This window comes from Deinococcus koreensis (assembly GCF_002901445.1).
Taxonomy (GTDB): Bacteria; Deinococcota; Deinococci; order Deinococcales; family Deinococcaceae; genus Deinococcus; species Deinococcus koreensis.
Genome location: NZ_PPPD01000002.1, coordinates 1 through 15,598, shown reverse-complemented (window position 1 = coordinate 15,598; position 15,598 = coordinate 1). Strand labels below are relative to the sequence as shown.

The 15,598-nt window shown below is 70.8% G+C and carries 11 protein-coding genes; 4 read left to right on the top strand and 7 right to left on the bottom strand.

Features of this window, described 5'->3' with window-relative positions:
* Window positions 1–3 precede the first annotated feature (3 nt).
* Both CVO96_RS16680 and CVO96_RS16675 read left to right on the top strand, forming a co-directional pair.
* A complete protein-coding gene (locus CVO96_RS16680; protein ID WP_103313589.1) occupies window positions 4–1,215 on the top strand; it encodes a PucR family transcriptional regulator in 1,212 nt (403 codons plus the stop codon).
* A 163-nt stretch (window positions 1,216–1,378) separates the two neighbouring features.
* The gene (locus CVO96_RS16675; RefSeq protein WP_103313588.1) at window positions 1,379–2,518 is read left to right on the top strand and encodes an ABC transporter substrate-binding protein; all 1,140 of its coding nucleotides are present in this window, start codon (window positions 1,379–1,381) and stop codon (window positions 2,516–2,518) included.
* A 203-nt stretch (window positions 2,519–2,721) separates the two neighbouring features.
* Here the strand turns inward: CVO96_RS16675 and CVO96_RS16670 are convergent, their stop codons facing one another.
* Entirely contained in the window at window positions 2,722–2,931 is a 210-nt protein-coding gene (locus tag CVO96_RS16670; RefSeq protein ID WP_103313587.1) for a hypothetical protein, read from the bottom strand.
* Window positions 2,932–3,065: 134 nt separating this feature from the next.
* Here CVO96_RS16670 and CVO96_RS21475 point away from each other — a divergent pair, with 134 nt between their 5' ends.
* Window positions 3,066–5,354: a LuxR C-terminal-related transcriptional regulator gene (locus CVO96_RS21475; protein WP_133161821.1), complete on the top strand. Its 2,289-nt coding sequence runs from the start codon at window positions 3,066–3,068 to the stop codon at window positions 5,352–5,354.
* Between the two features lie 210 nt (window positions 5,355–5,564).
* Here CVO96_RS21475 and CVO96_RS16660 read toward each other — a convergent pair whose 3' ends face one another.
* The 5 genes from CVO96_RS16660 to CVO96_RS16640 form a co-directional block, all read right to left on the bottom strand.
* Entirely contained in the window at window positions 5,565–6,290 is a 726-nt protein-coding gene (locus CVO96_RS16660; protein WP_103313585.1) for a DAPG hydrolase family protein, read from the bottom strand.
* 16 nt (window positions 6,291–6,306) lie between these two features.
* Window positions 6,307–7,275 carry an SDR family oxidoreductase gene (locus tag CVO96_RS16655; protein WP_103313584.1) on the bottom strand — a complete coding sequence of 323 codons (969 nt, stop codon included), beginning with the start codon at window positions 7,273–7,275 and terminating at the stop codon, window positions 6,307–6,309.
* Window positions 7,276–7,457: 182 nt separating this feature from the next.
* On the bottom strand, window positions 7,458–8,984 hold the full coding sequence (locus CVO96_RS16650; protein ID WP_103313583.1) for a hypothetical protein: 1,527 nt from the start codon (window positions 8,982–8,984) through the stop codon (window positions 7,458–7,460).
* The gene (locus tag CVO96_RS16645) at window positions 8,981–10,336 is read right to left on the bottom strand and encodes a glycosyltransferase (protein WP_103313582.1); all 1,356 of its coding nucleotides are present in this window, start codon (window positions 10,334–10,336) and stop codon (window positions 8,981–8,983) included. Before CVO96_RS16645 ends, CVO96_RS16650 begins: the two co-directional genes overlap by 4 nt.
* 86 nt (window positions 10,337–10,422) lie before the next feature.
* Entirely contained in the window at window positions 10,423–12,300 is a 1,878-nt protein-coding gene (locus CVO96_RS16640) for a hypothetical protein (RefSeq protein WP_103313581.1), read from the bottom strand.
* A gap of 282 nt (window positions 12,301–12,582) precedes the next feature.
* Here CVO96_RS16640 and CVO96_RS16635 point away from each other — a divergent pair, with 282 nt between their 5' ends.
* Entirely contained in the window at window positions 12,583–13,131 is a 549-nt protein-coding gene (locus CVO96_RS16635) for a hypothetical protein (RefSeq protein WP_103313580.1), read from the top strand.
* Window positions 13,132–14,107: 976 nt separating this feature from the next.
* On the opposite strand, the gene CVO96_RS16630 is transcribed toward CVO96_RS16635, so the two are convergent.
* On the bottom strand, window positions 14,108–15,448 hold the full coding sequence (locus CVO96_RS16630) for a replication initiator protein A (protein WP_165795399.1): 1,341 nt from the start codon (window positions 15,446–15,448) through the stop codon (window positions 14,108–14,110).
* Window positions 15,449–15,598 lie beyond the last annotated feature (150 nt).

Genomic DNA, 15,598 nt, shown 5'->3' with positions numbered 1-15,598 from the left:
ACAATGGCCACCGTGAACGCCCTGCGCGCCCAGCTGCAGCTGGCTCCGCTTAGGGACGACGAGGCGCTGGAGTCGGTGGGTCAGGCCCTGCGGCTCTGTCCAGAACGGCCGGCGCGGGAGGTGATGCTGGCCGCGGGCGGCCTGGCCGCCGGGGAACTGCTGCCGCTGCCCGGCCTGGGCGTGGTGCTGGATACCCTGCGGGACGCGGTAATGAGCCCCCACCCCGAACAGGCCCTGACGCGGCTCCTGGCCCAGTGGACCGGCGGGCTCGCCGAGATCGTCGCGAGCTGGGGCGACCTCGTGGCGACGGCCGGCCGCGCGGCGGGGCCGGAACTGATCCTGCGGCTCGAGCACCGGGAGCGGCACGTGGGTGCCCTGCGGCTGGCCGTGCCGGAGCGCTGGCAGGGGCTGGCGGCCGTGGCGGCCGAGTACGCCCTGCTGGCCCGCCTGCAGTCGGCCGCCGCCGGGGCCGCGCGGCGCCGGGTGGGTGAGCGCGTGCTGGAAGGGCTGCTCAGCGGCAGTGGGGGCGGCGACGTGCTGGGCAGCGAGCCCTTCGCGGTGGCGGTGGCCTCGTTCCCATTGCCTCTAAGCAGCGCCGGCGGCCTGCGCGGCCGGGAAGACGCGCTCGACGTCCTGGCGGCCGTGGGCGAGGGCTACCTGATGGAGCGCCGCCTCGCCGGCTATTCCACCGTGCGGAGTGGGGAGGCGGTCTGGCTGTGGTCGAGCCTGCACCTGCCCACCGAGGGGCGGGAACTGCACGCGGCCCTGCTCGCCTCCACCGCCCAGGACGTCCGGCTGGGGGTAAGCAGCCGCCACGCCATGGCCAGTCAGGGCGCGGCCGCCGCCGTCCAGACGGCCTACCGGGAGGCCCGTCAGGCACTGGCGGCCACCCGCAGCCGGCGCGGCGTCACCCCCTTTCAGGAGATGGATCCGCTGTTCGCCCTGCTCTCGGATGGACGCCTGACGGTGCTGCAGAGTCAGGTACAGACCCGGCTCTCGGCGCTGGCCGACGACGGGCGGATCGAGGCCACCCTGCGCGCCTACCTCGCACACCGAGGGCCGCTGGGCGACCTGGCGACGCGCCTGGACATCCACGTCAACACCCTGCGCGCCCGCCTGCGCCGCGCCGAGGAGGCCCTGGGGGGAAGCCTGAGCGACCCGGCCGTGCTGGCCCGGCTGTACCTGGCGTTCGGGGCCGGGTCAGGAGCGGAATGACCCTGGATGACGACCCGGGGTCTGCTCGTCACGTGACGAGTGGGGCCCGAGTCTCCCCCCTCAGACGCCTTCATCCGTGGCCTAACGTGCGTTTGGTCGCAGAGTCTTTCTGCTACTCTCGCGGCAGCCACAACTCGTTTTTCCCCTCCGGGAGGTCATACCTATGAAGAGCCGTATCGTCCTGACTGCCCTGCTGAGCTGCTGCTCGCTGGCCCTCGCCGACGTCCGTGTGGGCGTGATCGTCTCGGCCACCGGCCCGGCCGCCAGCCTGGGCATTCCCGAGCGCAACACCGTGGCCCTGCTGCCGCAGACCATCGCCGGGCAGAAGATCGTCTACACCATTCTGGACGACGCCAGCGACACCACGGCGGCCGTGACCAGCGCCCGCAAGCTGATTCAGGACAACAAGGTCGACCTGATCATCGGCACCACGACCACGCCCGCCAGCCTGGCGATGATCGATGTGGTCTCGGAAGCCAAGGTGCCGATGATCAGCCTCGCGGCGTCCGAGGCGATCATCAAGCCGGTGGACGCCAAGCGCGCCTGGGTCTTCAAGACGCCGCAGACCGACGCGCTGATGGCGGCGGCCGTCGTGCAGCACATGCAGAAGAACAAGGTCAAGACCGTGGGTTACATCGGTTTCAACGACGCCTACGGCGAGGGCTGGCTGACCGAGCTGAAGAAGAACGCCGCGGCCAGGGGCATCCGGGTCGTCAGCGAGGAGCGCTACGGCCGCAGCGACACCTCCGTGACCGGGCAGGCCCTCAAGGTGCTCGCCGCGCGCCCCGACGCAGTGCTGATCGGCGCCTCCGGCGTGCCGGCGGTGCTGCCACAGAAGACCCTCAAGGAACGGGGATACACGGGGCAGATCTACCAGACCCACGGGGTCGCCAACGCCGACTTCCTGCGGGTGGGTGGCAAGGACGTCGAGGGCGCCATCCTGCCGGCCGGCCCGGTGCTGGTGGCCGACCAGCTGCCCGACACCAACCCGAACAAGAAAGTCGGCCTGAACTATTTCGGTCTTTACGAGGCCAAATACGGCGCGGGCAGCGTCTCGACCTTCGGGGCGCACATGTGGGACGCCGGACTGCTGATGCAAAAGGCCCTGCCGGTGGCCCTGAAAAAAGCCCAGCCCGGCACCCCCGAGTTCAGGGAAGCCCTGCGCGTCGCCCTGGAGGGCACCCGCAACGTGATCGGCGCCCACGGCATCTTCAACCTGTCGGCCACCGATCACCTGGGCCTGGACGCCCGCAGCCGCGTGATGGTGCAGGTGGTCGGCGGCACCTGGAAACTGATCAAGTAGAGGCGGCCGCGCCTGGCCTTCGCTGAAGGCCGCAGCCGTCTCCGCACATGTCCGAACACCCTGCGCCCAGCACCCGCGCCTCACGGTCGGCGGTGCTGGGTTCACGCTGTCGGTGGGAGTCCGGGTGGGGACGGCGTCCCTGCGCCCCTGGAGTCGGGCGCGGCGTCTGAGGGTCGGGGGCCTGGCCCTCCAGAGCTTCCTCGTCAGCCGCGTGAGGCTTCGGGCCCCAGGCACCCCTCCAGATAGCGCAGCAGCGTGGCTGGCGAACTGAAAAAGCGCCGCTGCTCCTCGTGGGGCGGTTTGAGCGACGCCCGCCAGACGGGACGGTCGCCATCGTATTCGTACCAGACGCGCAGCAGGTAGAGGGCGTGCTCGCCCTGCAACAGTGGGCCGGCGTGGCCATGCATGGTCATCGGTCACCTCCTTTCGCGAGGCAGCGTAGCGGGGAGGCGATGATTGGAGCCTGATTGCGCGGATGCCCGCCCGCCCGCGCGCCACGCGCCTCTGCCTGACCGCGCCGCGGCCCGGCCGCGTACGATGGGTGGACATGACCGGTCTCACGTTCGGCGGCCCCCTGTCCGGCTGGCCCCAGCCCCTGCTGGGCCGGGATGCTGAGCTCAAGCAACTACAGTCGGCGCTGCTGCGGCCCGACCTGAGGCTCCTGACCCTGCTGGGGCCGGGCGGCGTGGGCAAGACCCGGCTGGCGCTGGCGCTGGCCGAGCGCTGCGGAACCAGCTTCGCCGACGGCGCAGAGGTCGTCGACCTGGCGCCGGTGCAGGAGGTGGCGCAGGTGGCGCCCGTGATCGCCCGCACGCTGGGGGTGCCGAGCGGGCCGCGCTCCGCCGCCGAGGCCCTGGCGGCCGAGCTGCGCGACCGGCAGTTGCTGCTGGTGCTGGACAACTTCGAGCACCTGCTGGGAGCGGCGGGCACGCTGGCCGAGCTGCTGTTCGCCGCGCGCGGGATCACCGCGCTGGTCACCAGCCGCGCGCCGCTGCGCCTGGGCGGAGAATTCGAGTACCCGGTCTCGCCGCTGCCCCTGCCGGCCCGGAACCGGGCCGAAGAGCTGCGCGCCTCCAGCGCCGTGCAACTCTTCCTGGCCCGCGCCGCGCGGGTGCGGCCGGAGTTCGCGCCCGGCGACGTAGAGCTGGAACAGATCGGCCAGATCGTGCGCCGCCTGGACGGGCTGCCGCTGGCCATCGAGCTGGCGGCCGGGCACCTGCGGCTGCTGCCGGTGCGGGCCATCCTGACCCGGCTGGGCCAGCGGCTGGATCTGGGCGGCCCGGCGCGCGACCGACCCGTCCGCCAGCAGACCCTGCGCGCCACGCTGGACTGGAGCCTGGGGCTCCTGCCGGACGAGGCGCAGGCCCTGTTCACGCGCCTGGGCGTGTTCGTCGGCGGTTTCACGCTGGAGACGGCGGAAGCGGTGCTGGGCCAGCCGGATGCTCTCCCTGGTCTGAGTGTGCTGGCCGAGCACAGCCTGATCCAGCCCATGTCCACGGAGCCCCCCTCCAGAGAAACTGTGGCCTCCGAGCCCGAGCCGCGCTTCACGATGCTGGAGACGGTGCGGGAATTTGCGCTCGAGGCGCTGGAAGCGCGCGGCGAGGCGCCCGCCGCCCGCCGGGCGCACGCCCTGAGTCTGCTCGCGCTGGCCGAGGCGTCGGTGCCCGGCCAGCGCGGCCCGCAGCAACTGACCTGGTTCGCGCGGCTGACCCAGGAGCAGCCCAACATGCTCGCGGCGCTGCGCTTCTGCCTGGATCAGGGCCGCCTGGACACCTTCGCCGCCCTCGTGCGCGCCCTGAGCTTCGCGTGGATGGTGCGTGTGGACTACGCCGCGCTGCCGCTGCTGGAGGAGGCGCTGACCTCGGGCGACCTGAGCGGCCCTGACCGGGTGGAAGTCCTCAACGCGCGCTCGGCCCTGCACTTCCGGCAGGGCCGGCTGACCGAGGCGCAGGCCGGGGAAGCGCTGGCTCAGCTCGACCCGGCTGTTCCCACGCTGCCGCGCGGCGCGGCCCTGTTCTACCGTGGCGTCGCCCGCGCGGGCCGCGATCCCGCCGCCGCCATCCAGGATCTGGCTGAGGTGGCCCGCATGGCCGATGTCCTGGGCGACGCCTGGTCCGGCGCTCAGGCCCGGCAGGTCGAGGCCTGGCTGAGGCTGATCCTGTGCGACCATGGCGGCGCGGCCGAGCGCTGCGCCGAGGTGCGCGCGGGCGCGGACGCGCAGCATGACCTGACCCTGCTCGCCTGGAACGACCTGTGCCGCGCGGCGCTGGCCCTGGGGCGCGGCCCGTGGGAGGACGCGGCGCCGCTGCTGGGGGCGGCGCTGGAACACGCCCAGGCCAACCGGGATGCCACCCTGCTGACCGGGGCGCTGGAGGGCTTCGCGGCGCTGGCGGCCCGGCACGGCGAAGGCAACAGGGCCGCCGCCCTGCTGGGCGCCGTGGACGCCCTGCGGCGCGAAGCCGGGGTGAGCGGCACTGTCGAGCACGCGGCGCTGCGCCCGCTGGCGGAAGCGGGCGTGACCGGCCTGAGCGCCCCCGAGCGCGAGGCGGCGGCGCGGCGCGGCGCCGACCTGACGGCCGAGGAGGCGAGCGTCCTGGCCCGGGGCGGAGCCCCGCTGGACGCCCGCCCCGCGCCCGTCGCCGGCCATGACCTGACCCCGCGCGAGGGGGACGTGCTGCGCGCCCTGTCGCGTGGACTGAGCAACAAGGAGATCGCCCGCGAGCTGAGCATCAGCCTGTACACGGTTAACGACCACGTCAAGACCATCTATTCCAAGCTGGGCGTGAGCAGCCGGGCCGCCGCCACCCGCTCCGCGCTGGAGCAGGCCCCCCCTTAACTCCGCCTCCGCGGGCCTCCACGGAGTGCTCGGGCGCCCAGTGTGGCGGCGCGAGCAGGGGCGTGACGAGCGAGGCGGGCAGGAATCAGGGTCATGGGCGCACCGCCCCGCGGTGAGGGTGATGACGAGGTGCTTCCCCTCCGGGCCGGGCCCAGGGGGGAGAGCGCCCGCCAGCCGGACGTCTGAGCGAGGCTCTGGCGCGCGGGAAGCTCAGTGATGAGCCGTGGTGCCTGAGGCGAGGCGTCTCCTGCCCCCCGCCTCCTGGGCCCACAGTTCCGGCAGGAAGAACTCGAAATTGCCGACCTCCTCCACGTTGTGCCGCAGCCAGGCCCGGCCCATGGATTCGGGAAAGACGCGCGTGGTGAGCAGGGGGTTCAGGACGCGGCCCAGCAGCGGACTCGACGTCCCCACCACCATCTGCGATTCGTAGCGCGTGCCGCCGGGCAGGGCGCTGAACCAGTGCTCCAGCGAAAAGACCCGCACGCCGGCCACGAACTTGAGCAGCCGGATGCCGCTGTCGTCCAGCTTCTCGACGTACTCGGTGGAGTCCACCCGGAAGCGCCCGTCGCGCCCGAAGACCTCCTGGATGTGGAAGTGGGCGCCCTCTCCCGCCAGACCGTTCCGGTGCAGCCGGGGCTTGCCCAGCGCGATGTGGTCGCGGGGGTGCCAGACCCGGTAGCGGGGCAGGCGCTGGCCCCGGTAGACCATGTCCAGGTGCACGCCCTCGAACCACCAGCGCAGCATCGCCGGGGTCACGCCGCGCAGGGGCGCGTGGTCGATGGTCAGTTCCAGGGCGCCGCCCCGGCGCCGCGTCAGCGTGGTTCGGGCGGTCTCCAGTCCCCGCATCTGCCAGCCGAACTCCAGTGGGGCCGGGAGGGAGGGCCGTGGGCGGCGGGCCTCGGGGACGGTCATGGCGGGGGTCAGGTGTCCGGACATACCTGCCTCCGGACGCTCAGCGGGCCGCGGCCGCGGGTGGGGTGATCGCTGCCTGGTGGGCCGGCGGCGCGGCGCGCTCGGTGGCCAGCCACTCTGAGGCCACCTCGCGGGCGTACTCGGCGAAGGAACGCGGTGCGCGGTCCAGCAGGTCTTCCGTCTGCCGAAGTTCGGCCGCCGACGTCTTGACCTTCACCTTGCCCACCGTGCGATAGCTCTTCTGGCAGTCGAGCGCCTTGCGGCCCCCGTAGGCGCGCCCGAACAGGGCGTCGGTAACCGCGAGATCGGGCACATGGGTGACCGGCCGGCCCAGCGCCGCGGCCCAGTGCGCCGCCGTCATCGCCCCGCTCAGCGATTCCGGGCCGACGAGCGCGTAGTCGCCGCCGGGCACCGAGGGATCGAGCAGGGCGCGGGCCGCCGCCTCGCCCACGTCGCGCGTGTCCACCCGCGGCACCAGGCCCATCGGGAAGGGGTAACGCCCGGCCAGCAGCTCGGCCCGGCAGACCTCGTCCATCTGGTAGTAGTTGCCGGGCATCAGGATGACCGGGCGGGTGCGCGAGGTGCGGATGCGCTCGGCGAGGCGCAGTTTGCCGCGGTAGTGCGGCATCAACAGGCCGAAGATCGTGCGCTGCGCGAAGCGGGCGAGGCGGGTCTTGCCGCCGCTGTGAACCCCGGAAAAGACCAGCCGCACGCCGGCCCGCTCGCAGGCGGAGACGACGTGCTCGGCGAAGACTTCCTCCAGTTCGTCGTGGGGCGAGACGTAGAAGGCCGCCTGCACGCCCTGCAGGGCCCTGTCGATGGCCTCGGGATCCTCCAGCGTGCCCACGGCCCGCTCGACGTGGGCGGGCAGCGCCGCGACCTTCCCGGGCGAGCGGACGAACACGCGGATGGGCGCGCCGCGCGCGAGCAGCGCGCGCACGACCTGCGAGCCGATGGCGCCGGTGGCGCCGATGACGAGGATGGGGCGGGTGGATGGGGTGGGGTGCATATGAACCTCCTGGGCACAGGGTGAACCGAGAGGGATGATCGCAGGGTGATTTTCGAGCTGGCACGGGGGAGACCCCGCTGCCGCGTTTTGGGGGAGGGCCTCCAGTGGTCGGGTGTCGGCCTAGCCTTGCCAACCCATGGTTCGGCGCCCGCCGTGGGGACGGGCGCCGGACGGGCGGCGGCTCAGAGGGGCGCGTGGCGCAACGTCAGGGTGGTCTTTTCGTGGTAAACGCGACCAGCGGCCGGCACGGTGCGCTCGTAGGTTTTCGTGCCGAGCACGCTGCCCACGCCGGGCTGCCAGTCCTCGATGCGGTAGCACCCCTCTGGAGAACATTCGTCGAGATGCGCGGTGCTGAACGAGGAACTCCAGTCCGGCAGGTCTCGGGTGACCGGACTGTTGGACGTTTTGCACACGATGGTGCCAGGCACCCGGTTGTAGCCGGGCAGAAGGTCGAGGAACGGGATGCCGGCAGTGGTGTCCAGCCAGGCCAGGCCCAGTTCGGCTTCGACGTCGAGTTGGGCCACCGGGGTGCCCGGCGTCACCGTGCAGTTCTCGATCTCGGCGCGGTAGCCCCGCACCTCCAGGGGCGCGTGGCCCATCAGGGTGGTGGGCAGGTCGGTTTCACCGCCGGCGGGCATCAGGGGAATGTTCGTGTGTACGGTGCTCTCGAACCGGGCATCGCCCAGATCCATCGTGATGGTGGAGTTCACCTCCAGCTCGAAGCGGGCACAGTCGCGGGCGAGCTGTTCAAAGCGGGCCATCTTGCCGTTGAAGTAGGGCGACAGGCGCGGGTTGCGCTTGACCCACGAGACCCAGGTCACGATGTCGCGCAGGCGGGTCAGGTCACTGTTCACCGCGCATTCGGCGTGCGCCCGCTCCACGGCCCCCTCGATGCCCTGCGCGATCAGCTTCCAGCCCTGGTAGATCTGCGTCTTGTAGACCTCCGACAGGCCCAGGCGCTCGACCTCACTGCGCCAGGTCAGAAACTGCCCGGTGGCGGTCTTGAGCTTGGCATCGCTCGTGAGGGCCGCCTCCAGCAGGGGCCCAAGCTGGGCATGAAACCTGTCCAGAAGCTGCGTTTCCTTCGTGATGTCCAGCGCGAGGTCGTTTTCCAGGCGGTCGCGCGGGCTGGTCGGCACGGGCGGCACGGGCAGGTCGCTCTCCTCTATGACCGCCACGCCGGGGTTGGAGAAGTGCAGCAGGCGCAGGGTGGCGGTGCGGCCCTCCACCGCGCGGCCCTGGAAGTAGAAGTCAGCGCCCAGGGCGTGCGAATTGAAGGCGCGCAGCGTCTCGGGCTTCAGGGCCTGCGGGGCCGCGATCTTGAGCGTCAGTGGCTCGAAGAACTCCGCGCCCTTCGGCTCCAGATGCACGGCGGCGAGGTAGCCCCCGGCGCCGTTCAGGCCGCCCAGCCTGGCGACGGGGGTCATCCTGACCTTGAGCGGGCCGAACACCGCGTTCGCGGGCGCGGTCAGGGTGAATACGGTGCCGTCGGCGGCCGTGGCGGTCAGGGTGCCGCCGTCGGGGGTCAGGGTGCCCTCGACCATGCGCGGGCGGTCGGGGGTGACCTGGACGGTCAGGGGCCGGGGGGCGCGGTCGTCGCCGGGCGTGGGGAGTGGAGCGGGCGTGGGGGCGGGAATGCCGCCGGTGCCGCCACCCCCACCGCAGGCGGCGAGCACGAGGCAGAGGGTGGCGATCAGGAACCTGTTCATGGGTGGATCCTCTGGGGCTGTGATGAGAGGGATGGAGTGGGGCTCAGAACGGCCTGGGTCGGGGCAGCAGCGCGGGCGGCCACCGTCCCTGGGGCGGCCAGCGCCTCCAGCTCTTCCACGGCCCGCGACTCCCGGACGTCGCGGGCGATGGCGGCGGCCATTTCAGCGGCGCGCAGGCGGTAGCCAGGGTCGGCCAACACGTCCTGCACCGCGGCGTGGATGGCCGCTACGGGCGCGGTCGGCGCGAGCATCCGGCCCAGGCCGCGCTCGGCCACACGCACGGCATTGCCGTTCTGGTCGCGGCCCATCGGCAGGCAAACCAGCGGTGTGCCGTGGGCCAGCGCGCGGATGACGGTGCCGTGCCCGGCGTGTGTGACCACCAGGGCGGCCTGCGGGAAGAGCTGCCCGTGCGGCACGTAGACCTGCGTGTGGACATTGGCGGGCAGGCGGAAGTCCGCCGCGTTCATCGCCGGCCCCAGCGTCACGAGGCCGCGTACCGGCAGCGTGCCCAGCGCGTCGATGACGTTCTGCAGGGTCTGGCGCTGGTTCTGGAAGGTCGTCGAGAAGCCCACGGCCACCAGGGGCGCGTCGCCTCCGGGCAGGTTCAGGGGCACCGTGGGGGTGCCCACGGGATCGTCCACCACCGGGCCGACGTAGCGGACATTGGCGGGCAGCGGATCGGCCGCGAAGTCGAAGGCCGGGCTGGTCAGCACCAGCACCCGCTCCGGCACGCGCAGCAGGTCGAAGAGGTGGCGCAGCGGCGCCAGGCCCTGCGACGCGCGCAGGGCGTTGATGCGGGGCAGCCCGGCGTCGAACAGGCGGGTCAGCAGGGCGTAGAACAGGCGGTCGCGCCCACGCCCCAGCGCGCCCCTTGCCGGGCGCATCCCGGTGGGCGGCAGCCCAGGAGCCGGGTAGTAGTAGTGGTGGGGCATCAGCAGCGCGCAGGGCACCCCGGCCGATTCCGCCGCGATCACGGCGCCGAACAGCCCGTCGCTGACCGCCACTGCGTCGGGGCGCGCCCGCTGGATCTCGGCCAGCACGTCCTGTGCATAGCGGGCGGCGGGGCCGACCAGCACGGCCTCTCGGGCACGGGCCAGGGCCGCCAGAGGGTTACTGGCCGAGGCGTCGTTCACGAGGTCGCTCGCCGGGGACTTGTCGGGGCGGCTGGGCGCCGTGGTGTAGGGGACAAAGGCGCAGCCTGAGGCGCGCACTTCGACCTCGTTGCAGGCGTCGCTCATCACGCGCACCGCGTGGCCACGCTCCCGCAGCCGCCGGGCGAGGTCGAGAAGAGGGGGAATGTTGCCGCCGCCCTCCCAGAGGACGAAGAGAAACGTTTGTGCAGTCTGGTTCATGGCATGACCTCCGGGCTGGTGAAGAGGAACGGGGGAGTGGATGGGGCGGCGGCCGAAGGAAGGGGGTCAGCCGCCGCCCGCGTCGTTCAGGGCCAGTAGCGGCTCAGGGCGAAGTCGTTGTTGCTGTCGTTGCGGGAGCCGCCCAGCACGACGCGCGTGGCGGGGATGCGGTCGTCGGGCTGCAGCAGGACAGCCTGCGCCTCGTCGGCCTTGGTGCCGGGCGCGACGGGGGTCAGGGTCGTGCCGTTCTGGCCGAAGCCCGCGTCCCGCGCGCCGTTCCCTTCCAGGCGCGTCACGGCGAAGTTGCCGGCCGAGGAGTTGCCCTCGTAGACCCAGCCGCCCAGGACGAGCTTGCCGTCCGTCTGCACGGCCAGGCCGGTCGCGCTGTCCCAGTTGTCGCTGAGCTTCACGATCTGCTTGCCGCCCGCGCCGAAAGTGGTATCCAGGGCGCCGTTCGCCGTCAGTCGCACCACCGCGGTGTCGTTCTCGCTGGTGCCAGCCAGCATGAGGCGCCCCTGGGCGTCCACCGCCACCGCGTTGGCGACGCCGATGGAGCCGGAAAAGACGGCGCTGACCTTGCCGCCGCTGCCGAACGTGCTGTCCAGCGCGCCGGCCGCCGTGTAGCGCGCGGCCTTGAAGTCGCCGTCGCCCCCCACCGCCACGATCTTGTCGCCCTGCGCGGCGAGGGCGCGCACGGTGTCCTTGGCGCCGCTGCTGCCCAGCGCGGTCGTCACGACGCCGGCCGAGCCGAAGCCCGCATCCGGCGCGCCGTTCGAGCCGTAGCGCGCCAGCGCGAAGTCCTGCCCGGTGGCACTGCTGCCGTACGAGGCATAGCCGCCGGCGACGATCTTGCCGTCGGGTTGAATCATCAGAGCCTGTGCGCGATCCGAGGAGCTGCCACTGATGGACGTCGTGACCTTGCCGCCCGTCCCGAATCCCGTGTCCAGCGCTCCGTTCGCGTTCAGGCGGGCCACGCCGAAGCGCTCCTCGTTCGCGCTGTTCGTCGCGCCGCCCGCCACCACGATCTTGCCATCACTCTGCACGGCGACCGAGCGGGCGATGTCGGCCTTGCCGGCGAAGTCGATCATGACCTTGCCGCCACTGCCGAACGAGGTGTCCAGGCCGCCGTCGCGGGTGTACCGCGCGACCGCGAAGTCCTCGGACGTGCCGAAGGCCGTGCCCGCCAGCAGCACCTTGCCGTCGTTCTGGATCGCCATGGCGTAGCCGTAGTCCTCACCCGCACCGATGGCGTTCACGGCGACCCCGCCCGCGCCGAAGGTGGTGTCCAGGCTGCCGGCCGGGCCGCGCACGGTCACGGTGATCGTCTTGGTCACGTCACTGACGCCCGTAGCCTTGCCGGTCAGCGTCACGGCGGTGGGGAAGGAATGGGGCGCGGAGGCGCCCGCGCTGACCGTCACCGTGGCGGCCGTCTGCCCCTCGGGGATGGTCACGGCGGCGCTGCTCGCGCCCGTGGGCAGCCCGGCCAGGCTCAGGGTCACGGCGCCCGCGAAGCCGTTCTTGCGCGTGACCGTCACGGTCAGGCTGGCCGAAGTGCCGGTGACCACGGGCAGCCGGTCGCCCGAGACGCTCAGGTCGAAGGCCCCGCCGGGCTGCGGCTGGGGTTGCGTTCCGGTGACGGTGATGCTCGCCGCGTTGCTGGTGACGCCGCTGGCCGAGGCCGTGACCTGCGCGGCCCCGGCACTCTTGCCGGTCACCACACCGCCCGCCACCGAGGCGACGGTCTCACTGGACGTCTTCCAGCTGAAGGCGACGCCGGGCACGACCGCTCCCTGGGCATCCTTGGCGGTGGCGTTCAGGGTGGTGGTGGCGCCCACGGCGACCGAGGCCGACGCGGGGGTCAGAACGATGGACGCCACGCCGGGCGCCGGGGCGGGGCCGCCCGAAGTGCAGGCGGACAGCAGGGCGGTGAGGAACAGGGCGCTGGTGGTCAGGGATCGTTTCATGGGTCGGTGCCTCCTTGAGGTGGAACGAGGACACCGTGACCCAGCGGGGCTGATTGGGGGGTGATCGCGGAGGGGGAGCCGTATTCGCCCTGTGCGCGCCCGGCTTTCTGGCCAGACCCGCCCGGGGTGCGGCCAGGCGGGACTCGTTCTCCAGTCCTCCGGGGCGGGGCGGCCCGATCATCGGGGAATCACGGGGCTTTCCCTACGCTCGCGCCATGGATCGGGATCCACGGATCCTCGGGGGTTCCGGGAACGCCGCCGCGCCCGATCAGGAGGAACATCATGGAAATGAGAAGCGAGCTGGAGCGCAGGCCAGCGGGAGCCACCGGGCGCCGGCTTGGTGGGCTGGCGGTGGCCACCCTCGTGGCCGCGCTGTCCGGGGCCCGCGCCGCCCCGGCCCCCGACCTGAAGGGCGCCACGCTGTGCCTCAGCCCCCTGCTGTCCGTGTCCGTCACGGTCGAATCCGGCGCCAGTCTGAAGCTGTCCGGGCTGGACACGCAGGTCTACGCTGAGGCCCGGCGACTCCTGCGCGCCGGAGGGGTGCCGTATCAGGAGGCTCAGGTGTGCCGCCGCTCCAGCGCGGGGCTCAGCCTGTCTGTGCGGGTGCGGCCCATCCAGGGGAGCGCCGCGCTGGAAACGCAGGTGTCGGCGTCCGTGGAGGATGGCCGCGCGCCAGGGGGAAGTTCCTGGCTGGGCGGCCCTCTCCGCTGGTCGGCGGTGGAGTACGGCCAGGTCGGCCCGACCGCCGCCGAGGTGACGGCCGAGCTGTGGAGGGACACCCGCGCCTCGCTGGGGCGGCTCGTGGACGACTGGCAGGCGGCCAACCGCTGAGGCCTCGGGGAACTGGACGTGGCTCTGCCCTGGTGGGCGGGCGCCGAGGAGGCGATGGGCGGTGTCTACGGCGCCGGGTCAAGGCCGGTAGGCACCGGGAGAGGGAAGGGAACCGAAGTGGTCTCGTGGTGAGGTCTCGAAGAGAAAGCTGCCCCTGTGCGACTTGCGTGTGAGGGTTGGGAGAAATCTCTTCCAGCAGAGCGGTCGAGGAAGCAGCCTGTTCAATCCGCGTTAACTCCGCTGAAAACTTCGGAGAGGTCTTGTCGGATTGCGCTCTCAGGAGCTTCAGGTGCGACCTCCGTGCCCGGTCGTTTCATTGCACCGGATCTCCTGCGGGAACCCTGGCAGATGGCGCGGCACGGACATCTCAGGTGGTCGTGCAGTTTCCGCCCAGGAAGTTTGCCCTCAGGGAAGGGATGTCGCCGACGAGCCTCGTGTCGGGACGGAGAGACCACGGACAAAGCAGGTGCTTTGAGCCGGTTGAGCACGGGCATCTCAAGCGGTTCGCACTTGTAGGGCACGTACAAATCAGCTGCTTTTCGTCGGGTGGCACGGGTATCTCTGATGGTCTGAAGCATGCTGCACGGACATCTCAGGTGGTTCGTTGTCGAAACCACGGACATCTCAGGTGGTTGCAGCAGTCCGGCCACGGACTACTCAGGTGTTCCTTGCGAAAAATCCCGTGCCAGTCGAGGGGGCGTGCACCGCCTCGACGATGATCATCATTCCTTTACAGTTGTTCTCAGTCCAAAGATCGACATCAGGACAGGTGGACGCAGGATGCGGGAGAGCCAACCGAGGGCGAATGGCCCCCGCGTCTGCAGTGGTGCCCCAGACGCTGTCGAGATCATGGCCTTCCAGGCGCCCCATCCTCGCGGTCTGGCCGCATCCATCGGCTGGCAGGCTCCAGTCTGTCATCCACTCGCACCAGGGAGATGGAGCCTGACAAGCACGGCGCTGCGCCTCACCTGGCCGCTCAGACCTGCAGAACTGCCCTCTCCCACTGCGCCACGTTGGCCGCAGCCTCATCGGTGGTCGCGGACAGCAGGCCGATCAGGTCGAGACTCCTGATGTGCCCCGACACATAGAGGTTCACGGCCCGGTCTCGGAGGCCCCTTCGGACGGGGGTGTCGTCGAACTGACCCACAAGGATGACCCGCGCGGCGGCTGCAGTCCGCTCCGGCGTCTGTGGTTCGCTGGTTGCGAGCACGGCTCGCGCGGCGGCGGCACGCGACGATTCCTCGCGGGTGAGGATGGAGTCGTAGCGCTCAGGGGATTCGATGATGTCCATCAGGATGCCGGCGCGGTTGCGAATCTTGCTGCGGTAGGAGGTCTGAAGCAGAGCCTCCAGGACGCTCACCGCCCGCTGAATCGCCTGCTGACCATGGGTCTGGGACAGGATCAGGGAGCGGCCTCCGCTGACACCGTATCGGGCCAGCAAGGCGGCCGTCTCCGGATCGGCGGACATCACTCCCTGTGTACCGAACGCATAGTGAACCGTGCGCGCCTGACCACGTCCCTGGAAGGTGACCTCTTTCAGGAAGCCGACTTCGACCAGCTCCTCGTGGGCGGGCTTGAGAGACCGCAGGACGGTGTCGAGTCGCAGCCCGTGCATACCGAGATGCGCCGCCCAGACTGTCAGGGGCACCGAGTATGCGAGCACGGGTACGTCCCTCCCGCTTTCTCGTTGAAACGACAGGGTACGGAACAGATTTCGGGTGAGGGGTTGAGAGAGTTTTGACAGCAGTTCAAAGTCCAGCGGCAGGATATGGCCGGCGCGGATGTTCTTGACAAGGCCATCATCGAGTTTGATGGCCAGCACCGTCTGGGCGCGCCACTGGCCCAGATTCGTCACGTCCTTGAAATTGTCCTCTGCCCAGTGTTTGACGATCAGGCTGAACGACATGCTGCGCCAGCGCTGCTTGAGGCCATCAAACCAGCTGTCAGTCACGTCGTACGCCGTGTGTTGCAGGCGCCGAAGGGATTCGTGCAGGTTGACATAGGCCCGCGCGCTGGGCGTGATCCCACTGAGCTTGAGCAGTTCGCGGCCGGTCAGCCGAACCGTGTCATCCTCGGGCAGTCCCTGCAGGATCGCCGCATTGACCAGGCCGAGAAGGATGTCGTTATCCACTCCATGGGGCACCAGGCTGTTCCGGGGTGCAGTGCAGACCACGCTGATCCCGCCCAGGGCGTCGATGGCCAGCTGCCGCCTCCACTCGAAGAGCTCTGTACGGTTGGGTGCCAGTACCAGATTCAGCCGGGCCAGGTTGGGCTCATCGTGCCGAACGCTTCCAAGCTCGAGATCCCATTTTCCCATGGGGAAAGTATACCCATGGGCGGCCGATACCTGAGTGTTGATCATGTTTTAAAAGAAAAGAAACAGAATGAATGATCATCATCAAGGGACTGCAAAAAAGCCCGCTCCCGACGCGAGAAACGGCGGCGATTCCACAAAGTGCCACGGGTT